This window comes from Streptomyces sp. NPDC090119, from assembly GCF_044747085.1.
Lineage (GTDB): Bacteria > Actinomycetota > Actinomycetes > Streptomycetales > Streptomycetaceae > Streptomyces.
Genome location: NZ_JBIVDK010000003.1, coordinates 41,270 through 63,748, shown reverse-complemented (window position 1 = coordinate 63,748; position 22,479 = coordinate 41,270). Strand labels below are relative to the sequence as shown.

Annotated in this window: 16 protein-coding genes; 10 read left to right on the top strand and 6 right to left on the bottom strand. The window is 71.5% G+C overall.

What is annotated here, in order from left to right; genetic code table 11:
• Positions 1–98 precede the first annotated feature (98 nt).
• The gene (locus tag ACIPPM_RS12935) at positions 99–491 is read right to left on the bottom strand and encodes a UTRA domain-containing protein (RefSeq protein ID WP_401446632.1); all 393 of its coding nucleotides are present in this window, start codon (positions 489–491) and stop codon (positions 99–101) included.
• A gap of 489 nt (positions 492–980) precedes the next feature.
• Positions 981–2,015, bottom strand: a complete 1,035-nt coding sequence (locus tag ACIPPM_RS12930) for a CAP domain-containing protein (RefSeq protein ID WP_401446629.1) — start codon at positions 2,013–2,015, stop codon at positions 981–983.
• 180 nt (positions 2,016–2,195) lie between these two features.
• On the opposite strand from ACIPPM_RS12930, the gene ACIPPM_RS12925 reads away from it, so the two are divergent.
• The 4 genes from ACIPPM_RS12925 to ACIPPM_RS12910 all read left to right on the top strand — a co-directional run bounded on the left by ACIPPM_RS12925 (position 2,196) and on the right by ACIPPM_RS12910 (position 8,660).
• A complete protein-coding gene (locus ACIPPM_RS12925; RefSeq protein ID WP_393595980.1) occupies positions 2,196–2,477 on the top strand; it encodes an acylphosphatase in 282 nt (93 codons plus the stop codon).
• A gap of 371 nt (positions 2,478–2,848) precedes the next feature.
• Positions 2,849–3,052 carry a hypothetical protein gene (locus tag ACIPPM_RS12920; protein ID WP_388994898.1) on the top strand — a complete coding sequence of 68 codons (204 nt, stop codon included), beginning with the start codon at positions 2,849–2,851 and terminating at the stop codon, positions 3,050–3,052.
• Positions 3,053–3,308: 256 nt separating this feature from the next.
• On the top strand, positions 3,309–7,004 hold the full coding sequence (locus tag ACIPPM_RS12915; RefSeq protein ID WP_401446624.1) for an AAA family ATPase: 3,696 nt from the start codon (positions 3,309–3,311) through the stop codon (positions 7,002–7,004).
• 237 nt (positions 7,005–7,241) lie between these two features.
• A complete protein-coding gene (locus ACIPPM_RS12910) occupies positions 7,242–8,660 on the top strand; it encodes a sugar porter family MFS transporter (protein ID WP_401446621.1) in 1,419 nt (472 codons plus the stop codon).
• 282 nt (positions 8,661–8,942) lie between these two features.
• Here the strand turns inward: ACIPPM_RS12910 and ACIPPM_RS12905 are convergent, their stop codons facing one another.
• Complete coding sequence (locus ACIPPM_RS12905) at positions 8,943–9,134, bottom strand: hypothetical protein (RefSeq protein WP_401446618.1); 192 nt, start codon at positions 9,132–9,134, stop codon at positions 8,943–8,945.
• Between the two features lie 252 nt (positions 9,135–9,386).
• The gene (locus tag ACIPPM_RS12900; protein ID WP_401446615.1) at positions 9,387–10,838 is read right to left on the bottom strand and encodes a cytosine permease; all 1,452 of its coding nucleotides are present in this window, start codon (positions 10,836–10,838) and stop codon (positions 9,387–9,389) included.
• A gap of 179 nt (positions 10,839–11,017) precedes the next feature.
• On the opposite strand from ACIPPM_RS12900, the gene ftsY reads away from it, so the two are divergent.
• On the top strand, positions 11,018–12,223 hold the full coding sequence (gene ftsY / locus ACIPPM_RS12895) for a signal recognition particle-docking protein FtsY (protein WP_401446612.1): 1,206 nt from the start codon (positions 11,018–11,020) through the stop codon (positions 12,221–12,223).
• Positions 12,224–12,313: 90 nt separating this feature from the next.
• Here ftsY and ACIPPM_RS12890 read toward each other — a convergent pair whose 3' ends face one another.
• On the bottom strand, positions 12,314–12,976 hold the full coding sequence (locus ACIPPM_RS12890) for a bifunctional DNA primase/polymerase (protein ID WP_401446609.1): 663 nt from the start codon (positions 12,974–12,976) through the stop codon (positions 12,314–12,316).
• A 459-nt stretch (positions 12,977–13,435) separates the two neighbouring features.
• Between ACIPPM_RS12890 and ACIPPM_RS12885 the strand changes: the two genes are divergently transcribed.
• The 5 genes from ACIPPM_RS12885 to ffh all read left to right on the top strand — a co-directional run bounded on the left by ACIPPM_RS12885 (position 13,436) and on the right by ffh (position 21,214).
• Entirely contained in the window at positions 13,436–14,914 is a 1,479-nt protein-coding gene (locus ACIPPM_RS12885; protein ID WP_401446606.1) for a hypothetical protein, read from the top strand.
• A gap of 359 nt (positions 14,915–15,273) precedes the next feature.
• Positions 15,274–16,614 (top strand): ammonium transporter, encoded by a 1,341-nt coding sequence (locus ACIPPM_RS12880; RefSeq protein ID WP_401446603.1) that lies wholly within the window; start codon positions 15,274–15,276, stop codon positions 16,612–16,614.
• Positions 16,611–16,949 carry a P-II family nitrogen regulator gene (locus ACIPPM_RS12875; RefSeq protein ID WP_130332690.1) on the top strand — a complete coding sequence of 113 codons (339 nt, stop codon included), beginning with the start codon at positions 16,611–16,613 and terminating at the stop codon, positions 16,947–16,949. Before ACIPPM_RS12880 ends, ACIPPM_RS12875 begins: the two co-directional genes overlap by 4 nt.
• Positions 16,950–16,977: 28 nt before the next feature.
• Positions 16,978–19,440, top strand: coding sequence for a [protein-PII] uridylyltransferase (locus ACIPPM_RS12870; protein ID WP_401446599.1), 2,463 nt, complete (start codon positions 16,978–16,980; stop codon positions 19,438–19,440).
• A 223-nt stretch (positions 19,441–19,663) separates the two neighbouring features.
• The gene (gene ffh / locus ACIPPM_RS12865) at positions 19,664–21,214 is read left to right on the top strand and encodes a signal recognition particle protein (RefSeq protein WP_401446596.1); all 1,551 of its coding nucleotides are present in this window, start codon (positions 19,664–19,666) and stop codon (positions 21,212–21,214) included.
• 72 nt (positions 21,215–21,286) lie between these two features.
• On the opposite strand, the gene ACIPPM_RS12860 is transcribed toward ffh, so the two are convergent.
• A complete protein-coding gene (locus ACIPPM_RS12860; protein WP_401446593.1) occupies positions 21,287–22,120 on the bottom strand; it encodes a class I SAM-dependent methyltransferase in 834 nt (277 codons plus the stop codon).
• Between the last annotated feature and the right edge of the window lie 359 nt (positions 22,121–22,479).

Below are 22,479 nucleotides of genomic sequence, written 5' to 3'. Positions count from 1 at the left end.
CGCGCGTCGGCGCAGCGCGGGCGGAGCGCAGCCGGGGCTTGATGAGGTAGAGAAACCCGTAACTCGGGGGCTGCCGGGCAGGTCAGGCGCCGGGCGGCTTACTGGAGGTCGTACTCTGCGGCGAGGGCGCGATCGGGCCCCATGTAGTCCCGCGCGTATTTGGTGATCTGGCCGTTCTGGTCCCAGTAGTGATTGGCCATGCTCAGCACGGGCGTGCCGGGAGCCAGCTCCAGCAAAGGCGCCACGTCCTCCGGAAGCTCCGCGATCGACACCGAGTCGCGTCGCTTGACCGCGCGACGGCCCGTCCGGTCATCGATCAGGCCGAAGGTCATCTTCGGCAGCGGCCCGGTGACGATCAGTTCAGGTGCGGCCTCGGCCAGCTCGCCCGGAAGCCACGACGTGGACAGGGCGATCACGCCGTCCTCATCGAGGTACAAGCGCCGACGCTGAACGACCGATGCGCCCTCCTCGACCTCCAGAGCGTTGGCCACCTCGCTCAAGCTGCTGCGGCTGTGCCGACGCGTGTTCGCTCCGCCCGAGGGCGCGCTGACACGTCACCTCAAGAGCCACCCGGCGCAGCGGATCACGCTGCCCTGGAAGAAGCTCGACGGACCGCCCCGTCACGGCATCGCTGATCTTCATCGGGACCGCCGGGTTCCTGCTGGACCTGGCGCGCTTCAGCGACCGAGTCTGGCGGTCGACGCTTCGGGCCTCGGGTGTCGAGCCGGTGGCCCGGGCCAAATGGGGTGCACGCGCTGCGGCACTTCTACGCCTGGGTGCTCCTAGACGCGGGGGAGAGCATCAAGGCTCTGAGCGAGTACCTGGGCCACCACGACCCCGGCTTCACGCTGCGGACGTACACGCACCTGATGCCGTCGAGCGGTAGCCGGACTCGGGCCGCCGTGGACCGCATGTTCGCTGACGCGGAACTGGAGAATGATGGCAAAGGCTGGCGCTGAGCCCTCCGACCCGCGGCGCCCTCAGTACCCGAAGTCCTGGGTCCACCAAGGGCCGCCGGTGGCCATGTGGACTCCGACGCCGAGGGTCTTGAAGTCGCAGTTGAGGATGTTGGCGCGGTGGCCGGGGCTGTTCATCCAGGCTTCCATCACCGCGGCGGCGTCGGACTGGCCGCGGGCTATGTTCTCGCCGCCGAGGCCCGTTATACCGGCCTTCGCGGCGCGGTCCCACGGGGTGGCGCCGTCCGGGTCGGTGTGGTCGAAGAAAGAGCGCGCGGCCATGTCGCCGCTGAACGCCTCGGCCAGCCCGGTGAGCGCGGAGTCCGCCGCCACCGGGGTGCAACCGACCTTCGCCCGCTCGACGTTGACCAGCCGCAGCACCTCGGCCTCGGCGACGGCCTGCGCGGACGCGGTGACCGGCGCGGAGGTCTCCGGCGCCTTCGGCTCCGGAGCCGGGGCCTTGGTCTGCGGCTCGCTGGGCTTCGGGTCGGGCGCGGGGTCGGCGGCCGGCTTGGACGGGGTCGGCTTCGGCGCCGGGGCCTGGGAGGTCGGGGCCGACGCCGGGGCGGACGGGGCCGGAGCCGCCGGAGTCGTGGTGCGCTGGTCGCCCGTCGACGGGGAACCGGGGGTGCTCGGGGTGTCCGCGCTGCCGGTGGAACCGCCCTGCTCGCTGGCCGCGTTGCCGGGGGCGCCCACCGCCTGCACCGTCTCACCGGGGCCGGAGCTGGTGCCGCCGATCCGGTAGTTCTGGAGCCCGGGCACCGCGCCCGTGGCCACGGCCGCCGTGCCGAGGGCGACGGCGGCGGAGACGCCCAGCAGACCCGTACGCACCGGGGTGGCGGCCTTGCGGGCCCGCCGGTGACCGCGCTGCGGCGTGCCGATCCTGGCGGCGAAGTCGGCCTCCAGGGCCCGGCGCTCGTCGTCGGTGGCGTACAGATAGTCCGCGCTGCGGGTGGCGGTCCCGGCGTGTGCCTGCGGCCGCTGGTACGACGCCGCACCCCTGGGTTCGTACGACTCCGGCCCTGTGCTCCCTGTGCCGGATCGTCGATGGCGTCCCATGCCCCTGCCCCATTCCTCGTTCTCGCGATCGGCCGACGCCGGGTTGCGGCGGATTCCCCCCGGCCGATCCCACTCACTCGATCGAGTGAGTTTTAGATGAGAGTCATTGGACCGGGACGGTACCGCATGCCACTGGGGCAGGGTGTGCCTCGCGGGACATCCGGCGGTTAGGTTGCAGCCATGAGTGAGGAAGTACGGCTGGTCGCCTGGGTACGCGGACGGGTCCAGGGAGTGGGTTTCCGCTGGTTCACGCGTGCCAGGGCGCTGGAGATCGGCGGGCTGAGTGGTTTTGCTCTCAATCTGGCCGACGGACGGGTCCAAGTGGTCGCCGAGGGGCCCCGCGCGGGCTGTGAGGGACTGCTCGACTGGCTCCAGGGCGCCGACACGCCCGGCCGCGTCGACGGTGTCACCGAGATCTGGGACACACCGCGCGGCGGATACGACGGCTTCGCCATCCGCTGATCCGACCCCGCCCGGACCCCCCTCCGGCACCCCCGCGCGAGGGGGGTCCGGAGGGGAAACAGGCTGGTGGTTGCCAAGAACGGCTCGGCGTGGCAGGCTCCCGAAGTACAGCTGATCGTCACGCCCCGAGGGCCCCGCAGAAGCAGCAGCGCCGCCGTCCACCGGCCGCGCGCCGCGGGTGCGCCCCCCAATACGGGGTGTGATCGTGTTGACCGTCAAACTTTTTGGTGAGACGCTGAAAGCCCCGCGCATCTTGGCTGTTTGGCATGGCGAACGGCAGTGCAACACCAGCGTGTGCCAGGCATGCCGGGTGCGAATCCCTCACGACCCAACCGCTTCGGTCGGTCACTCAGTGTGGAGGACCATCCATCATGGCAAAGGCGCTTCTCGGTTACGTCGGCGGCTCCGACCCGCGACTCCTCGCCGAGATGCGACGGCTCCAGCAGCGTGTACAGGATCTGGAATCCGAGCTCACTCGGATCCAGACGGAGAACGACGCGCTGACGGCTGCCGCTTCTCAGGACAGGATCATGGAGAGCATCGACGCACACCAGGCGGAGCCTGCGCTCACCTGATCGCCGCGTCGCCAGCAGTCGCAGCGGTCGGGCCCGCCCGAATCAACCGCTTCCGTGGCCATCGCTTCAAGTAGACCGGACGGCGAAGCCCGTCCGTCCGAGTCCTCAGGGACGCTTCGGCGTCCCTCAGTTCTTTCCCCCGCGCATCCTTTCAGCCCCTTCAACAAATGGTGTGCCCTTCGTGTACATGGGCGAAACCGTGGGGTTGCGAGTGTTCGTGGAGTGAGATAGCACCTGCCCGGTAAAGTCCGGCTGTGTGCATCTCAAGGCCCTGACCCTCCGCGGCTTCAAGTCGTTCGCCTCGGCGACCACGCTCCGCTTCGAGCCGGGCATCACCTGCGTCGTCGGTCCGAACGGCTCCGGCAAGTCCAACGTCGTGGACGCGCTCAGCTGGGTCATGGGCGAGCAGGGCGCCAAGTCGCTGCGCGGCGGCAAGATGGAGGACGTCATCTTCGCCGGGACCACCGGCCGTCCGCCGCTGGGCCGCGCCGAGGTGTCCCTCACCATCGACAACTCCGACCGCGCGCTGCCCATCGAGTACGCCGAGGTCACGATCACGCGGACCATGTTCCGCAACGGCGGCAGCGAGTACCAGATCAACGGCGACACCTGCCGCCTGCTGGACATCCAGGAACTCCTGTCCGACTCCGGCATCGGCCGCGAGATGCACGTCATCGTCGGCCAGGGCCGCCTGGACTCCGTCCTGCACGCCGATCCCCTGGGCCGCCGCGCCTTCATCGAGGAGGCCGCGGGCGTCCTCAAGCACCGCAAGCGCAAGGAGAAGGCGCTGCGGAAGCTCGACGCGATGAAGGCCAACCTCGCGCGCGTGCAGGACCTCACCGACGAGCTCCGCCGCCAGCTCAAGCCGCTCGGCCGCCAGGCCGCCGTCGCCCGCCGGGCCGCCGTCATCCAGGCCGACCTGCGCGACGCCCGCCTGCGCCTGCTCGCCGACGACCTCGTCACGCTCCGCGCGGCCCTCGGCGCCGAGATCGCCGACGAGGCCGCCCTGAAGGAACGCAAGGACACCGCCGAACGCGCACTGCGCGAGGCCCTCCAGCGCGAGGCCCGTGTCGAGGACGAGGTACGACGCCTCGCCCCACGCCTCCAGCGCGCCCAGCAGACCTTCTACGAGCTGTCCCAGCTGGCCGAACGGGTGCGCGGCACCGTCTCGCTGGCCGAGGCCCGCGTCCGCAGCGCCACCTCCGCACCCCCCGAGGAACGGCGCGGCCGCGACCCCGAGGACCTCGAACGCGAGGCCGCCCGCGTCCGGGAGCAGGAGGCCGAGCTGGAAGCCGCCCTGGAGGCGGCCCGGCACGCCCTGGAGGACACGGTCGCCCACCGCGCCGAACTCGAACGCGCGCTCACCGCCGAGGAACGCCGCCTGAAGGACGTCGCGCGAGCCATCGCCGACCGCCGCGAGGGTCTGGCCCGGCTGTCCGGAAAGGTGGGCGCCGCCCGCTCCCGCGCCGCCTCCGCCCAGGCCGAGATCGACCGGCTGGCCGCAGGCCGCGACGAGGCCCAGGAGCGCGCGGTCCACGCCCAGGAGGAGTACGAGAGGCTGAAGGCCGAGGTCGACGGGCTCGACGCGGACGACGCCGATCTCGCCGACCGGCACGCATCGGCCAGGCTCCGGCTGACCGAGGCGGAGGCCGCGCTCGGCGCCGCCCGCGAGGCCGTCACCGGAGCCGAACGCGAACGGGCCGCCCTGCGCGCCCGCCACGACGTCCTCGCCTTGGGTCTGCGCCGCAAGGACGGCACCGGCGCCCTGCTGGACGCCCGCCTCACCGGCGTCCTCGGCCCCGCCGCCGGACTCCTCACCATCACCCCCGGCCACGAGACCGCCCTCGCCGCCGCCTTCGGAGCAGCCGCGAACGCCCTGGCCGTCACCTCCCCCTCGGCCGCGGTCGATGCGATCCGCCACCTCCAGAAGGAGGAGGCGGGCCGGGCGTCGCTGCTGGTCTCAGGGGGCCCGGAGGAGGAGCACCCGCCCACCGCGCCCGGCACCGCCTTCGCCGAGGCCGACCGGAGCGGCCGCCTCCCTGCCACGGCCGCCGGGCCGGAGCGCAGCGGCCCGGCCGGGAACACCCCCGCCGACGCCCGCGCGACGGGGCCTCGCGGCGGCGGACGTTCCCCCGCACCGGCCCCCGGAGGGCACCCCTTCGCCGCCGATCTCGTGCGTGGGCCCATGGACGTCATGCCCGCCGTGCGGCGGTTGCTGCGGGGGATCGTCGTGGTGGGGACGCTGGAGGAGGCGGAGGCGCTGGTGCACGCGCGGCCTGACCTGGTCGCGGTGACCGGCGACGGGGATCTGCTCGGGGCGCACTTCGCGGAAGGGGGCTCCGCCGGGGCGCCCAGTCTGCTGGAGGTGCGGGCCGCCGTGGACGAGGCCGCCGCCGAGCTGGCGGAGCTGGCCGTGCGGTGCGGGGAACTGGCGCGGGCCCAGGAGGCCGCGGCCGGGGTGCGCGCGGAGGCCGCCGCGCTCGTGGAGGACGTGGGGGAGCGGCGGCGGGCCGCCGACCGGGAGAAGTCGACGGTCGCCCAGCAGCTCGGCCGCCTCGCCGGGCAGGCGCGCGGCGCCGCGGGCGAGGCCGAGCGGTCGGCCGCGGCCACCGCCCGCGCCCAGGAGGCGCTGGAGCGGGCCGTGGCCGAGGCGGAGGAGCTGGCCGAGCGGCTGGCCACGGCCGAGGAGATGCCGGCCGAGGAGGAGCCCGACACCTCCGTACGCGACCGGCTCTCCGCCGACGGCGCCAACGCGCGGCAGACCGAGATGGAGGCCCGCCTCCAGGTGCGTACGCACGAGGAGCGGGTGAAGGGGCTCGCCGGGCGGGCCGACTCGCTGGACCGGGCCGCCCGCGCGGAGCGCGAGGCACGCGCGCGTGCGGAGCGGCGGCGGGCCGTGCTGCGCCACGAGGCGGCCGTCGCCGGGGCGGTCGCGGACGGCGCCCGGCAGCTGCTGGCGCACATCGAGGTGTCCCTCGGCCGCTCCCAGGGCGAGCGGGACAGCGCGGAGGCGGCCAAGGCGGCCCAGGAGCGGGAGTTGACGGACGCGCGCGGTGCGGGGCGTGAACTCAAGGCGGAACTCGACAAGTTGACGGACTCGGTGCACCGGGGCGAGGTGCTCGGCGCGGAGAAGCGGCTGCGGATCGAGCAGTTGGAGGCCAGGGCGCTGGACGAACTCGGGGTCGAGCCCGAGGGTCTCGTGGCCGAGTACGGTCCGCTCCAGCCGGTGCCGCCCTCGCTCCCGGCGGACGGCGAGGAGCTGCCGGAGGACCCCGAGCACCCCCGTAACCAGCCCCGCCCCTTCTACCGCGCGGAGCAGGAGAAGCGGCTGAAGGCGGCCGAGCGTGCCTACCAGCAGCTCGGCAAGGTCAATCCGCTCGCGCTGGAGGAGTTTGCGGCGCTGGAAGAGCGGCACAAGTTCCTCAGTGAGCAACTGGAGGACCTGAAGAAGACGCGGGTCGATCTGCTGAAGGTGGTGAAGGAGGTCGATGAGCGGGTCCAGCAGGTCTTCGCCGAGGCGTTCCGGGACACCGCCCGTGAGTTCGAGGGCGTCTTCGCCCGGCTCTTCCCCGGCGGTGAGGGCCGGCTCGTGCTGACCGACCCGGACGACATGCTGGCCACCGGGGTGGACGTGGAGGCACGCCCGCCCGGCAAGAAGGTCAAGCGGCTGAGCCTCCTCTCCGGCGGCGAGCGGTCGCTGACGGCCGTCGCGATGCTGGTGTCGATCTTCAAGGCCCGGCCCAGCCCCTTCTACGTCATGGACGAGGTCGAGGCGGCGCTCGATGACACCAATCTCCAGCGGCTGATCGGGCTGATGCGAGAGCTCCAGGAGAGTTCGCAGCTGCTCGTGATCACCCACCAGAAGCGCACGATGGAGGTCGCCGACGCGCTGTACGGCGTCTCGATGCAGGGCGACGGTGTGTCGAAGGTCATCTCACAGCGGCTGCGCTAGCCGTTCTGTAGTCGTTCCACCAAGATCAATTAAGCATGCGTTTACTTCTTGAACGACTTCCGCATGTCGCTATCTCTTAAGTCACAGTCATCTAGGTATTGACTTCGAAACTTGAAGGCATAGTCTCTGCAACGTTGCTTTTACCTTCAGGTGTAAGTGGCGCCAAGTTGTGCGCCACTGGAACCTGGAAGGGCTCGCCCCCACCCGGCAGCGTTGCCGTGGCCCGAGGAGTTACACGTGACCAGCACAGCGCAGGCACCCCAGCCAGGAGCCAGGTCGGCTCACCCCGAACATCTCGGGCACGTCATCTTCATCGCGGCCGCGGCCGCGATGGGCGGCTTCCTGTTCGGCTACGACAGCTCCGTGATCAACGGCGCCGTCGAGGCCATCCGCGACCGTTATGACGTGGGTTCCGCCGCGCTGGCCCAGGTCATCGCCATCGCACTGATCGGCTGCGCCATCGGTGCCGCCACCGCCGGCCGCATAGCCGACCGGATCGGCCGTATCCGCTGCATGCAGATCGCCGCCGTGCTCTTCACCATCAGCGCCGTGGGCTCCGCCCTTCCGTTCGCGCTGTGGGACCTCGCCTTCTGGCGCATCGTCGGTGGTTTCGCCATCGGTATGGCCTCGGTCATCGGCCCGGCCTACATCGCCGAGGTCGCCCCGCCCGCGTACCGCGGCCGGCTCGGCTCCTTCCAGCAGGCCGCGATCGTCATCGGCATCGCCATCTCCCAGCTCGTCAACTGGGGCCTGCTGAACGCCGCGGGCGGCGACCAGCGCGGCAAGCTGATGGGCCTCGAGGTCTGGCAGGTCATGCTGGGCGTCATGGTGATCCCGGCCGTCCTCTACGGCCTGCTCTCCTTCGCCATCCCCGAGTCCCCGCGCTTCCTGCTCTCCGTCGGCCGCCGTGAGCGCGCCCGCGAGATCCTCACCGAGGTCGAGGGCAAGGATGTCGACCTCGACGCCCGCGTGAACGAGATCGAGCACGCCATGAAGAGCGAGCACAAGTCCTCGTTCAAGGACCTGCTCGGTGGCAGCTTCTTCTTCAAGCCGATCGTCTGGGTCGGTATCGGCCTCTCGGTCTTCCAGCAGTTCGTCGGCATCAACGTCGCGTTCTACTACTCCTCGACGCTGTGGCAGTCGGTCGGTGTCGACCCGACGGACTCCTTCCTGTACTCCTTCACGACGTCGATCATCAACATCATCGGCACCGTGATCGCCATGATCTTCGTGGACCGGATCGGCCGTAAGCCGCTGGCCCTCATCGGCTCGGTCGGCATGGTCATCGGTCTCGCGCTGGAAGCCTGGGCGTTCTCGTACCACCTGGTCGACGGCAAGCTGCCCGCCACGCAGGGCTGGGTCGCCCTCGTCGCCGCCCACGTCTTCGTCCTCTTCTTCGCCCTCTCCTGGGGCGTGGTGGTCTGGGTCTTCCTCGGCGAGATGTTCCCGAACCGCATTCGCGCCGCCGCCCTCGGTGTCGCCGCGTCCGCGCAGTGGATCGCCAACTGGGCCATCACCGCGAGCTTCCCGTCGCTGGCCGACTGGAACCTGTCCGGCACGTACGTGATCTACACGATCTTCGCCGCGCTCTCCATCCCGTTCGTCCTGAAGTTCGTCAAGGAGACGAAGGGCAAGACGCTGGAGGAGATGGGCTGACCGCCCCCTCGGACCCGAGGAGAAGGGCCAAGTCCCCGCTGCCCCTCTCCTCGCACCTCCACCGCCCCCATCCCGGCCACTGCCGGGGGTGGGGGCGGTGTTGTCTTACGTAGCCGGGTCCGGTCAGCACCGGCGATGCCACCAGGGCAACTCCGGACCCGCCGTGGGCTCGTGGTGCGTCCGCCCGAGTAGCACCTCATCCAGGCGCTCCACCTGCACATACAGCTCGGCGGCCGCCTTCGGCGGCAACATGAACAGCGCCTCCTGCAGCTTGTCCCGGGTTCAGCCCTCGCCGCAGCACGGGCAGGCGAACTCCGCCTCCCACCGCTTCCACCGGCGTTCGATGCCGTGGACGCGGACCGACCACACACTCAGCGAGACAGACACGATGCCCGGTGCCATTCGGTCCCGCTCCAGCGCGCGGACGGCCGCGTTCGCCGCCCCCGACAGGCCGGAGACATCGCGATAACGCACCCAGGGACTCCAAGAACCACGTTCCCGCGGCCGAAGTGACGCCGGGGTTCTACGCGGCACGGCCCCTTCGCACATCAAGCATGGAAAGCATCCTGCTACAGCCATGATCGGCGGGACACCCCCTGGTCGGCGCGACCGGCGACGAACAGCACGATCGTGTCGGGGAGAAGCCGACTCCCCGACAGACCATCCTTCGACCTGGATACCCGAAGGCCCCCTCCGCGGAGGGGGCCTTCGAAGTGGGGCGGGGGGTCAGACCGTCGCCGGGATCTGCTCCTCGGCCGGAGCCGGGGCGGGGGTCGGCGGGGCGACCCGGGGCTTCGGAAGGGCCAGGTACAGGGCGGCGGAGACGACGATCGCGGCGATCCAGCCGAGGCCGTACTCACCGATGACGTTGTTCTTCGCGAGCGGACCGGTGAACCAGTCGGACGTCGTGAACAGCAGGCCCGAGACCAGGCCGATCGCCCAGGCGGCGACCGCCGCGGGGGAGAAGCCCGCCCGGTACCAGTAGGCGCTGGTGCGGGTGGTGTCGGCCAGGGCGCGGGCGTCGTACTCCTTGCGGCGGAGCATGTCCGCGCCGAAGACGCCGGTCCAGGCGGAGAAGGCCACCGCGAGCATCGACAGGAAGGCGATGAAGGAGCCCATGAAGCTCGACGCCACCAGCATCAGCACACCGCCCAGCGCCAGCGAGATCACGGCGTTGACGGAGACCGCCCAGTGGCGCGGGATCTTGAAGCCGAGCGTCTGCGCGGTGAAACCGGCCGAGTACATCGACATCGAGTTGATCAGCAGCATGCCGACCACCGCGATCAGCAGATACGGCACGGTGATCCACAGCGGCAGGATCGTGCCGAGGAAGGACACCGGGTCGGAGGCCGAGGCCAGGTCCGGCGTCCCCACCGCCATCACCGCGCCCATCAGCACCAGCGGCAGCACGACGATGCCCGCGCCGCCGACGGTCTGCCCGACGATCGCCCGCGAGGACGCCGTACGCGGCAGATAGCGCGTGAAGTCCGGCGCGGACGGAATCCAGCTCACGCCACCCGCGGCGATCATCCCGACGGCGGTGATCAGCGACGCCGTCGACCCCGCGCTCCCGTGCAGCACCCGCGACCAGTCGGTGTGCACGGCCAGGTACCCCAGCACCAGCACCGAGAAGACACCGAACAGGTACGTCGCGTACTTGCTGCACTTCTGCACGGCGTTGATGCCGAGCCCGGAGATCACGAACGTGGCGATCACGAAGAGCAGCAGCGTGACCAGGTCCAGCACGCCGTTCGCCTTGATGCCCAGCGCGAGGTCCAGGATGGTCAGCAGCGCGTACGCGCCGGTCACCGCGTTGATCGTCTCCCAGCCCCAGCGGGCGACCCAGATCAGCGAACCGGGCAGCAGATTGCCCCGCTGACCGAAGACCGCCCGCGACAACGCCATGCCCGGCGCGGCACCCCGCTTGCCCGCGATACCGATCAGCCCGACCAGGCCGTAGGAGACCAGCGGCGCGACGGCCGCCACGACGAGGGCCTGCCAGAAGTTCAGGTGGTACGTCACGACCAGGCTCGCGCCCATCGTGAGCAGCAGGACACTGATGTTGGCCCCCACCCAGGTGGGGAAGAGCCCGCGGGTGCGCGCGGTGCGTTCGTGATCGGGGACCGGCTCGATGCCACGGGTTTCCAGCGCGCCCTCGCGCGCGGCCGTCTTGCTCATGGAGGGGGAGTGTCCTAGCGGTGGGGGACGAGGACGACGGGCTCGACGCGCGGAGCGGAGCCAAAGTCATCGTAGTTTAATCCGACTCCATCACCCCTGTGGCATTTGTCTCCTGGAGGAAATGCCCGCTGCGTGGAAGCCCTTTCGTCGGATACACCATGGCCGATACTGGTCGGGTTATGGAAACCATCATCCTTGCTGTAGTCATCGCCGTGGTCGTGCTCGGCGCGCTCGGCGGGCTCCTCATCACCAGCAGGCTCAAGAAGCCGCTGCCGCCGCCCCCGCCGTCGAAGCCCGACCTGACCGCGCCCCCGGCCGAACCCCGCGTCGGCGACGAGGCCGAGACCCCGAGCGACGAACAACGCCGGACCATCGAGGAGGTGGACCTCCCGGGCGGCGGCGCCCCCACCACCGTCGAGGAGCCCCCCGCCGCAGAGAAGGCTCCCGAGATCGAGATCCCGGAGCCCAGCGCCGGACGTCTGATCCGGCTGCGCTCCCGTCTCTCCCGCTCCCAGAACGCCCTGGGCAAGGGCCTGCTCACGCTGCTGTCGCGCGAGCACCTGGACGAAGAGACCTGGGAGGAGATCGAGGACACCCTCCTCACCGCCGACGTCGGCGTCCAGCCCACCCAGGAGCTGGTCGAGCGGCTGCGTGCACGCGTCAAGGTGCTCGGCACCCGCACCCCCGAGGAACTGCGTGGCCTGCTCCGCGAGGAGCTCCTCAAGCTCGTCGGCACCGACATGGACCGCGAGGTCAAGACCGAGCCGGAGAGCCGCAAGCCCGGCATCGTGATGGTCGTCGGCGTCAACGGCACCGGCAAGACCACCACCACGGGCAAGCTCGCCCGCGTCCTGGTCGCCGACGGCCGCACCGTCGTCCTCGGCGCCGCCGACACCTTCCGCGCCGCCGCCGCCGACCAGCTCCAGACCTGGGGCGAGCGCGTCGGCGCCTACACCGTGCGCGGCCCGGAGGCCGGTGACCCCGCCTCCGTCGCCTTCGACGCGGTGAAGGAGGGCAAGGAGATGGGCGTCGACGTGGTGCTCATCGACACCGCCGGACGCCTGCACACCAAGACCGGCCTCATGGACGAGCTGGGCAAGGTCAAGCGCGTCGTGGAGAAGCACGCCCCGCTCGACGAGGTGCTGCTCGTGCTGGACGCCACCACCGGTCAGAACGGTCTGGTGCAGGCCCGCGTCTTCTCCGAGGTCGTGGACATCACCGGCATCGTGCTCACCAAGCTCGACGGCACCGCCAAGGGCGGCATCGTCATCGCCGTGCAGAACGAGCTGGGCGTCCCCGTCAAGCTCATCGGCCTCGGTGAGGGCGCCGACGACCTGGCACCGTTCGACCCGGAGGCGTTCGTCGACGCGCTCCTCGGTGACTGAACCCCGCCACCCCGCCCGCGACCACGCCGAAGCGCCCGCCCCCACCAGAACCGGGGGACGGGCGCTTCGCCGTACGAGGAACCGCGTCCGCTACGCCGGGGCGGCCGAGCGGTGCGCCACATAGGCCAGCGTGCCCAGCAGCAGCCGGGCCGCCGGAGGGCGCGTCGCCCCGTCCAGCACCGGCGGCCGGAGCCAGCGCACCGGGCCGAGGCCGCCCCGGTCGGAGGGCGGGGCGGTGATGTACGCACCCGGACCCAGGCCGCGCAGGTCCAGCGCCTCGGGGTCGTCCCAGCCCATGCGGTACAGCAGATGGGGCAGCTCGGCGGCGGTGCCGGGGGCGACCAGGAAGTGCGCGCGGCCCTCCGGGGTGGCGGCGACCGGACCGAGGGGCAGCCCCATCCGCTCCAGCCGCACCAGCGCCCGGCGCCCCGCGGCCTCCGCCACCTCGATCACGTCGAACGCGCCGCCCACCGGCAGCATCACCGACGCGCCCGGCACCTCGGCCCACGCCCGGCTCGCCTCGTCCAGGGTGGCCCCGGCCGGCACCCGGGGCGCGAAGTCCAGCGGATGCGCGCCCGGCTCCGGGCAGTCGGCACGTCCGCAGGAGCAGGCGCCGCCCGAGGCACGCGCCCCCGGCACCACGTCCCAGCCCCACAGGCCGGTGAACTCGGCGGCCGTGGTGCATTCCGGCGTGCGGCCGCGCCGACGCGTGCCGGAGCGGATCTCCCGGATGCCGCCGATCGTGAAGCCCATGCCCCCTCCAACGGGTACAGCGCGCCGGTGGTTACGAAAAGGAGCGAGAGGGATGCGGAACGTAACTCCTCGACTCCCGCTTTCCCTCACCTCTACCGGGACAAGGCGGCGCATCGCGGCACGAACGGTGGTGAACGGGGCTTCGTGCGCCCCCACGCGCTTCCTTCCGCCCACTGTCGGTCGCCCGGTGTCAAGTGAAGCGCGCGGCGGTCATCGTGAGTTCATTCGAAGGGGTGGCGAATGGTGGCGTTTCAAGGATCGCCGTGGCTGGAAGGGTGATCGTGGGATTACTGTGAGTGTGCGAGTCCCGGGGGCACATGCACTCATGGGTATGCCGGAGGCAAGCCGTCAGCTCGTTCGAAGGGTGAGAACCACCGTACGGGCGGCCCGCTTCACCGGCATTCTGATAGGGCTTGGCGCATCCGGCGACAGGTGGATTCAGGGGATGGGGGCGTTCCAGTGAGCGGCAACGGCGGTGGCGGGGCGAACGCTGACAAGCGCCCCAACGACCTGCTCGGCTCGTGGTTCGTACGCAGCGGCTGGTCCAAGGGCGAGCTGGCCCGCCAGGTGAACCGCCGGGCCCGACAGCTCGGCGCCAACCACATCTCCACCGACACCTCGCGGGTCCGCCGCTGGCTGGACGGGGAGAACCCGCGCGAACCCATCCCGCGCATCCTCTCCGAGCTGTTCTCCGAGCGCTTCGGCTGCGTCGTCTCCGTCGAGGACCTCGGCCTGCGCGTCGCCCGCCAGTCGCCCTCCGCGTCCGGCGTCGACCTGCCCTGGACCGGCCCGCAGACGGTCGCGCTGCTGAGCGAGTTCTCGCGCAGCGACCTGATGCTCGCCCGGCGCGGCTTCCTCGGCACCTCCCTCGGCCTGTCGGCGGGCCCCGCGCTCATCGAGCCCATGCAGCGCTGGCTGGTCCCCACCCCCTCCTCGTCCGGCCCGCCCGAGCCCGACCCGCTCCACGAGCCCCGCAGGCCCGGCCGCCTCTCCCGCCCGGAGCTGGAGCTGCTGGAGGCCACCACCAAGATGTTCCGCCAGTGGGACGCCCAGTGCGGCGGCGGCCTGCGCCGCAAGGCGGTCGTCGGCCAGCTGCACGAGGTGACCGACCTCCTCCAGGAACCCCAGCCCGAGGCCACCACCCGCAAGCTGTTCAAGGTCGCCGCCGAACTCGCCGAACTGGCCGGCTGGATGTCGTACGACGTGGGACTCCAGCCCACCGCGCAGAAGTACTTCGTCCTCGCCCTGCACGCCGCCAAGGAAGCCGGGGACAAGCCGCTCGGCTCCTACGTGCTCTCCAGCATGAGCCGCCAGATGATCCACCTCGGCCGCCCCGACGACGCGCTCGAACTCATCCACCTCGCCCAGTACGGCAGCCGGGACTGCGCCAGCCCGCGCGCCCAGTCCATGCTGTATGCGATGGAGGCCCGCGCCTACGCCAACATGGGCCAGCCCGGCAAGTGCAAGCGTGCCGTCCGCATGGCCGAGGACACCTTCGCCGACGCCGACGACTGGGACGAGCCGGACCCCGACTGGATCAGGTTCTTCTCCGAGGCCGAACTGCACGGCGAGAACTCCCACTCCTTCCGCGACCTCGCCTACGTCGCGGGCCGCAGCCCCACCTACGCCTCGCTCGCCCAGCCGCTGATGGAGCGCGCCGTCGACCTGTTCGCCAAGGACGGCGAACACCAGCGGTCCTACGCGCTCAACCTGATCGGCATGTCCACCGTGCACCTCCTCCAGCGCGAACCGGAGCGGGGCAGCGCCTACGCCTCCCAGGCCATGGAGACCGCCCGCAAGGTCCGCTCCGAGCGGGTGAACACCCGTATCCGCAAGACGGTCGGCGCGGCCGTGCGGGACTTCGGGGACCTCGCCGTCGTCGTCGACCTCACCGAACAGCTCGCCGTCGACCTCCCGGAGAGCGCCGACGCGGGCTGAGCGGCCCGCACGACCCCCATGCCCCGGCCGCGGCCGGTCCTCCCGAACTGCCCGACTCGGCTCCCCCATGCCAGGTCATCGAGAGGCCGGACGCGGCCGGTTCACGTATGCCCCCGCCCGCCTGTCGCTACGGCCACCCCGGCGCCGGTTGCGCCACGATAACGACCGGTGTGCCCGGCAGCGGGCAGTTCATGGACGCGTAACACGCCAGGTGCCTTCGTCACCCCCGCGAAACAGTCAGGGGCCCCGGTCGAAACCGCGCTGCGTCAGTCTCTGGCGCATAACCGGCCCACCCCTCACTTGACCGGACCGCCCAGGCACCGCCCGCACGGGGCCGTACAACCGATGAGGAGACGCCGATGGCAGCAGCCATCACGCTTGCCGCGGAGGCACCCAAACTGTCCTCCGCGAACACAGGCTTCATGCTGATCTGTTCCGCCCTGGTGCTGCTCATGACACCGGGTCTGGCCTTCTTCTACGGAGGCATGGTCCGCGTCAAGAGCACCCTCAACATGCTGATGATGAGCTTCATCAGCATCGGCATCGTCACCATCCTCTGGGTGCTCTACGGCTTCTCCCTGGCCTTCGGCTCGGGGTCCGCCTTCCTCGGATGGAACGCCGACTGGCTCGGACTGAGCGACATCGGGCTGACGGAACTCTGGCCGGACTACACCATCCCGGTGTTCGTCTTCATGGTCTTCCAGATGATGTTCGCCATCATCACCCCCGCCCTGATCAGCGGAGCCCTCGCCGACCGGGTCAAGTTCTCGGCCTGGGCCCTGTTCATCGCCCTGTGGGTCACGGTCGTCTACATCCCGGTCGCCCACTGGGTCTGGGCCTCCGACGGCTGGGCCTACAAACTCGGCGTGATCGACTTCGCGGGCGGCACCGCCGTCCACATCAACGCCGGTGCCGCCGCCCTCGGCGTCATCCTGGTCATCGGCAAGCGCGTCGGCTTCAAGAAGGACCCGATGCGCCCGCACAGCCTGCCGCTGGTCATGCTCGGCGCCGGACTGCTGTGGTTCGGCTGGTTCGGCTTCAACGCCGGGTCCTGGCTGGGCAACGACGACGGCGTGGGCGCCCTGATGTTCGTCAACACCCAGGTCGCCACCGCCGCCGCCATGCTGGCCTGGCTCGCCTACGAGAAGATCCGCCACGGCGCCTGCACCACCCTCGGCGCCGCCTCCGGTGCCGTCGCCGGACTCGTCGCCATCACCCCGTCCGGCGGCGCCGTCTCCCCGCTCGGCGCGATCGCCGTCGGCGCCATCGCCGGAGTCGCCTGCGCCGCCGCCGTCGGCCTCAAGTTCAAGTTCGGCTACGACGACTCCCTCGACGTCGTCGGCGTCCACATGGTCGGCGGCATCGTCGGCTCCCTGCTCATCGGCTTCTTCGCCACCGGCAAGGGCCAGTCCGAAGCGACCGGCGTCTTCTACGGCGACCACACCTTCGACCAGCTCTGGAAGCAGTGCGCAGGCGTCTTCGCCGTCCTCGCCTACTCCCTGCTGGCCTCCGCCGTCCTCGCCTTCCTCCTCGACAAGACCATCGGCATGCGGGTCCCCGAGGACGAGGAGGTCTCCGGCATCGACCAGTCCCAGCACGCCGAGACCGCGTACGACTTCAGCGGCACCGGCGGCGGGGTCGTCGGCGGCAGCACGGCCCAGGCGCTCGCCGCCGCGAAGATCAAGAAGGTGGACGCATGAGGCTCATCACGGCGGTCGTCAAGCCGCACCGGCTCGACGAGATCAAGGAAGCCCTCCAGGCGTTCGGCGTCCACGGCCTCACCGTCACCGAGGCCAGCGGCTACGGCCGCCAGCGCGGGCACACCGAGGTCTACCGTGGCGCCGAGTACACCGTCGACCTCGTCCCCAAGATCCGCATCGAGGTGCTGGCCGAGGACGAGGACGCCGAGCAGCTGATCGACGTCGTCGTCAAGGCCGCCCGTACCGGCAAGATCGGAGACGGCAAGGTCTGGTCCCTGCCGGTCGAGACCGCCGTCCGCGTCCGCACCGGCGAGCGCGGCCCGGACGCGCTCTGAGCACGAGGAAAAGAACAGGAGTCGCTGGGTGACGCGCACGGACGACCGTAAAGAGACCGACGACACGGGACCCAGCGGCTACGCGGCGGCCCGGCTGCACCTCCTCAACCAGGAGGCGCGGTCCGGGCCGCCGCGCCGTACCGCCCTCGCCGGGCTCACCGACGACTGGCTGACCGGCCTCTTCACCGCCGCGGCCCCCGCCGCCAAGGGCATCTCCCTGATCGCCGTCGGCGGCTACGGACGCGGCGAACTCTCCCCCCGCAGCGACCTCGACCTGCTGCTCCTGCACGACGGCAGCGACCCCGCCGCCGTCGCCGCCCTGGCCGACCGGCTCTGGTACCCCGTCTGGGACCTCGGCATCAGCCTCGACCACTCCGTCCGCACCCCCGCCGAAGCCCGCAAGACCGCGGGCGAGGACCTCAAGGTCCAGCTCGGCCTGCTCGACGCCCGCCACCTCGCCGGCGACCTCGGCCTCACCGCCGGACTGCGCACCGCGATCCTCGCCGACTGGCGCAACCAGGCCCCCAAACGCCTCCCCGAACTCCAGGAACTCTGCGCCGAACGCGCCGAACGCCACGGCGAACTCCGCTTCCTCCTCGAACCCGACCTCAAGGAAGCCCGAGGCGGACTCCGCGACGCCACCGCACTGCGCGCCGTCGCCGCCTCCTGGCTCGCCGACGCACCCCGCGAGGGCCTCGCCGACGCCCGCCGCCGCCTCCTCGACGCCCGCGACGCCCTCCACCTCGTCACCGGCCGCGCCACCGACCGCCTCGCCCTCCAGGAACAGGACCAGGTCGCCGCCGAACTCGGCCTCCTCGACGCCGACACCCTCCTCCGCCAGGTCTACGAGTCCGCCCGCGTGATCTCGTACGCCGGAGACGTCACCTGGCGCGAGGTCAACCGCGTGCTGCGCGCCCGCGCCGTACGGCCCCGGCTGCGCGCCATGCTCGGCGGCGGCAAACCCGTCGCCGAACGCACCCCGCTCGCCGAGGGCGTCGTCGAGCAGGACGGCGAGGCGGTCCTCGCCCGCACCGCACGGCCCGAACGCGACCCCGTCCTGCCGCTGCGCGCCGCGGCCGCCGCCGCCCAGGCCGCCCTCCCGCTCTCCCCGCACGCCGTGCGGCGCATGGCCGCCACGACGCGCCCCCTGCCGACCCCCTGGCCCGCCGAGGCCCGCGAACAGCTCATCACCCTGCTCGGCTCCGGCCGCCCCACCGTCGACGTATGGGAGGCCCTGGAGGCAGAGGGCCTGATCACCCGCCTGCTGCCGGACTGGGAACGCGTCCGCTGCCGCCCCCAGCGCAACGCCGTCCACCTCTGGACCGTCGACCGGCACCTCATCGAGACCGCCGTCCGCGCCTCCGCCCTCACCCGCCGGGTCAGCCGCCCCGACCTCCTCCTCGTCGCCGCCCTGCTGCACGACATCGGCAAGGGCTGGCCCGGCGATCACTCGGTGGCCGGTGAGATCATCGCCCGCGACGTCGCCGCCCGCCTCGGCTTCGACCGCGCCGACGTCACCGTCCTGGCCACCCTCGTCCTCCACCACCTGCTGCTGGTCGAGACCGCCACCCGCCGCGACCTCGACGACCCCGCCACCGTCCGCGCCGTCGCCGACGCCGTCGGCAGCCAGAGCACCCTGGAACTGCTGCACGCCCTCACTGAGGCCGACGCCCTCGCCACCGGCCCCGCCGCCTGGTCCACCTGGCGCGGCTCCCTCGTCTCCGACCTGGTCGGGCGCGTGGCCGCCCTGCTCGCCGGGGAACACCCCGACACCGAGCCCGAGACCGCCGCCCCCACCGCCGAACAGGAACGCCTCGCCATCGAGGCCCACCGCACCGGCGGACCCGTCCTCGCCCTGCGCGCCCAGGCCGAACCCGCCCCGCCGGACGACCCCGCCGAGACGGGCGAACCGCTCGGCGTCGAGCTGGTCATCGCCGTACCCGACCAGCCCGGCGTCCTGCCCGCCCTCGCCGGAGTCCTCGCCCTGCACCGGCTCACCGTCCGCACCGGCGGGCTGCGCACGCTGCGCCTGCCCGACGACGTGGACACTTCCGGCGACGGTTCCGTCCTGCTGCTCGACTGGCGGGTCGCCGCCGAGTACGGCTCCCTGCCGCAGGCCACCCGGCTCCGCGCCGACCTCGTCCGCGCCCTCGACGGCACCCTGGACATCACCTCCCGCCTGGCCGAACGCGACGCCGCCTACCCCCGCCGCCGCGGCCGCACCGCCCCACCCCCACGCGTCACCGTCGCCCCGGCCGCCTCCCGCCACGCGACGGTCATCGAGGTCCGCGCCCAGGACGCCCCCGGCCTCCTCTTCCGCATCGGCTCCGCCCTGGAGAAGGCGGCGGTACGGGTCCGGAGCATGCACGTCAGCACCCTGGGCGCCAACGCCGTCGACGCCTTCTACGTCACCAGCGGCACCGGCGCCCCCCTGCCCCCGGAGGACGCGACGGCGACGGCGCGGGCGCTGGAGGAGGCGCTGCGGGCGTAACTTGCGGGGTGCTCTGTTCGTTAATCGGACGTGCTCCCCGCTGGCGCGGGGGTGATCCGGGTCTGCTGACAGAAGCCGACGTGGATGCGACGTGGTCCCTGCCGGTGCGGGGTTATGTCCCCGCCCGCCAGCTGTGCCTGGCAGGCGGGGACGATTTGCTTGCGGGGGCGGATACCCTGGAGGGCAGCCCAAAACGACCCCGACCTCGAGGACCGACGCCGCCGTGTTCGATACTCTCTCCGACCGTCTCAGCGCGACGTTCAAAAATCTCCGCGGCAAGGGCCGGTTGTCCGAGGAGGACGTCGACGCCACGGCCCGCGAGATCCGCATCGCGCTCCTCGAGGCCGACGTCGCGCTCCCCGTCGTCCGGTCGTTCATCAAGAACGTCAAGGAGCGCGCGCTCGGCGCCGAGGTCTCGCGGGCCCTGAACCCCGCCCAGCAGGTGCTCAAGATCGTCAATGACGAGCTGGTCACCATCCTGGGCGGCGAGACCCGCCGACTCCGCTTCGCCAAGCAGCCGCCGACCGTGATCATGCTGGCCGGTCTCCAGGGTGCCGGTAAGACCACGCTCGCGGGCAAGCTCGGCCGCCACCTGAAGGAGCAGGGCCACTCCCCGCTGCTCGTGGCCTGCGACCTCCAGCGCCCCAACGCCGTGAACCAGCTCAGCGTCGTCGCCGAGCGCGCCGGTGTCGCGGTGTACGCGCCCGAGCCGGGCAACGGCGTCGGCGACCCGGTCAAGGTCGCCAAGGACTCCATCGAGTTCGCCAAGGCCAAGGTCCACGACATCGTGATCGTGGACACCGCCGGCCGCCTGGGCATCGACCAGGAGATGATGCAGCAGGCCGCGGACATCCGTGACGCGGTCTCCCCGGACGAGATCCTCTTCGTCGTCGACGCCATGATCGGCCAGGACGCGGTCAACACCGCCGAGGCGTTCCGCGACGGCGTCGGCTTCGACGGCGTGGTGCTCTCCAAGCTCGACGGTGACGCCCGCGGTGGCGCCGCCCTGTCGATCCGGCAGATCACCGGCAAGCCGATCATGTTCGCGTCCAACGGCGAGAAGCTGGACGAGTTCGACGCGTTCCACCCCGACCGGATGGCCTCCCGCATCCTCGACATGGGTGACCTGCTCACCCTGATCGAGCAGGCGGAGAAGACGTTCAGTCAGGAAGAGGCCGAGAAAATGGCCTCGAAGCTGGCGTCGAAGAAGGGCCAGGACTTCACCCTGGACGACTTCCTGTCCCAGATGGAGCAGGTCAGGAAGATGGGCAGCATCAGCAAGCTGCTCGGCATGCTCCCGGGCATGGGCCAGATCAAGGACCAGATCAACAACATCGACGAGCGGGACGTGGACCGCACGGCCGCCATCATCAAGTCGATGACCCCGGCCGAGCGCACCGACCCGAACATCATCAACGGCTCCCGGCGCGCCCGTATCGCCAAGGGCTCCGGTGTCGAGGTCAGCGCGGTCAAGAGCCTGGTGGAGCGGTTCTTCGAGGCGCGGAAGATGATGTCCCGCATGGCCCAGGGCGGCGGGATGCCGGGTATGCCGGGAATGCCGGGCATGGGCGGCGGCCCCGGCCGCACCAAGAAGCAGCCGAAGAAGGCCAAGGGCAAGCAGCGTTCGGGCAACCCGATGAAGCGCCAGCAGCAGGAGCTGGAGGAGGCCCAGCGCCGCGAGGCCGCCGCGCAGGGCGGCAACGCGCTCGGTCTGCCCCAGCAGGGCAGCAAGGACTTCGAACTCCCCGACGAGTTCAAGAAGTTCATGGGCTGACACCAGTCCCGCGTACGTGCCGAGGGCGCCCCTTCTTGCTGAAGGGGCGCCCTCGCGCGTAGGGGGTGCCGCCTAGGGCACGCGGGCGATCAGGTAGCGGAAGACGTTCGGCATCCAGACCGTGCCGTCCGGGCGCCGGTAGGGGTGCAGGGACTCGGTGAGTTCCTTGCCGACCTGCTTGCGGTCCGTCGCCGCGATCGCCGCGTCGAACAGCCCGGTCGACACCAGCCCGCGCACCGCGCTGTCGGTGTCGGCGTAGCCGAACGGGCACGCCACCCGGCCGGAGCCGTCCGGCTTCAGCCCGGCGCGCAGCGCGACCTCCTCCAGGTCGTCGCGGCGGGCCGGACGCCAGCCGTGCCGCGGCTCGGCGAGCTTGGCGGCCACCCGCAGCACGGTGGAGGTGGCGCACCGCTCCGGCGGGCCCCAGCCGGCCAGCACCACGGCGGCACCGCGCGCGGCCAGCGGCAGCGCGGCGGCGAGGGTGTCCCCGAGGTCGTCGGAGTCGTCGAGGGCGCCGACCGTCTCGTAGGCGGTCACGAGGGTGTACGAGGGTGTGTCGTCGTCGGTCGCGGCCGCGGGGGAGTCTGTCTGGACCAGCCGGGCGTCCAGGGGGCCGTCCGGGTCCAGGCGTTCGCGGGCGAGGGCGAGGTGTTCGGGGCGGGAGTCGACGCCGGTGACGGCCGCGCCCTTGGCGGCCGCCAGCAGCAGGGCGAGCCCCGAGCCGCAGCCGAGGCCCAGCAGTCGGGTGCCCGGTCCCACTTCGAGGCGCTCGTGGACGGTCTCGTGGAGCGGGAGAAGCATCCGCTCCTGGATCTCCGACCAGTCGCGCGCGCGTTTGCGGGGGTTCACGCGGGGTGGTGCGGAACCCGCGTGGGCCAGGTGCTCCCGCACGAGCGTAGGTGTCATAGGTAGCGCCCCAATCCGCCGGCTGTCCGTCGCTGTGCCCGGTGTGTGGCCCCCGTGTGCCGTGCGTGCGCACTTTCCACGTATGCCAGGTAACTCCCGGCTCGCCGAGTCGTCCAGTGGTCGTGGGGCCCGGCTTGCCGTCGGTTGGCGCGTGTGGCTCGAATTCACGCCCCCGCAATCCGGAGCGCACCACCGGGTGCGGGGGCGCTCGGGCGCACCCGGTAACGTGCGGCTCCGGTGGTGGCAGTAGCCCCGCGGACGCCGGGAACCGTACGGGTGGCTACGCACCGGCTTGGGGTGAGCTGCGAGGCTTCTCCGTGAAACGGCGGACCCGCCCTCGTCAGGACGCATCGGCGACA

Excerpts from the sequence above, each read along its gene's own strand:
- ACIPPM_RS12890 (WP_401446609.1), bottom strand. The coding sequence starts at position 12,976 with ATGGGCTTCACGATCGGCGGCATCCGGGAGATCCGCTCCGGCACGCGT.
- ACIPPM_RS12880 (WP_401446603.1), top strand. The coding sequence starts at position 15,274 with ATGGCAGCAGCCATCACGCTTGCCGCGGAGGCACCCAAACTGTCCTCC.
- ACIPPM_RS12860 (WP_401446593.1), bottom strand. The coding sequence starts at position 22,120 with ATGACACCTACGCTCGTGCGGGAGCACCTGGCCCACGCGGGTTCCGCA.
- ACIPPM_RS12900 (WP_401446615.1), bottom strand. The coding sequence starts at position 10,838 with ATGAGCAAGACGGCCGCGCGCGAGGGCGCGCTGGAAACCCGTGGCATC.
- ACIPPM_RS12875 (WP_130332690.1), top strand. The coding sequence starts at position 16,611 with ATGAGGCTCATCACGGCGGTCGTCAAGCCGCACCGGCTCGACGAGATC.
- ACIPPM_RS12925 (WP_393595980.1), top strand. The coding sequence starts at position 2,196 with ATGAGTGAGGAAGTACGGCTGGTCGCCTGGGTACGCGGACGGGTCCAG.
- ACIPPM_RS12920 (WP_388994898.1), top strand. The coding sequence starts at position 2,849 with ATGGCAAAGGCGCTTCTCGGTTACGTCGGCGGCTCCGACCCGCGACTC.
- ACIPPM_RS12930 (WP_401446629.1), bottom strand. The coding sequence starts at position 2,015 with ATGGGACGCCATCGACGATCCGGCACAGGGAGCACAGGGCCGGAGTCG.
- ftsY (WP_401446612.1), top strand. The coding sequence starts at position 11,018 with ATGGAAACCATCATCCTTGCTGTAGTCATCGCCGTGGTCGTGCTCGGC.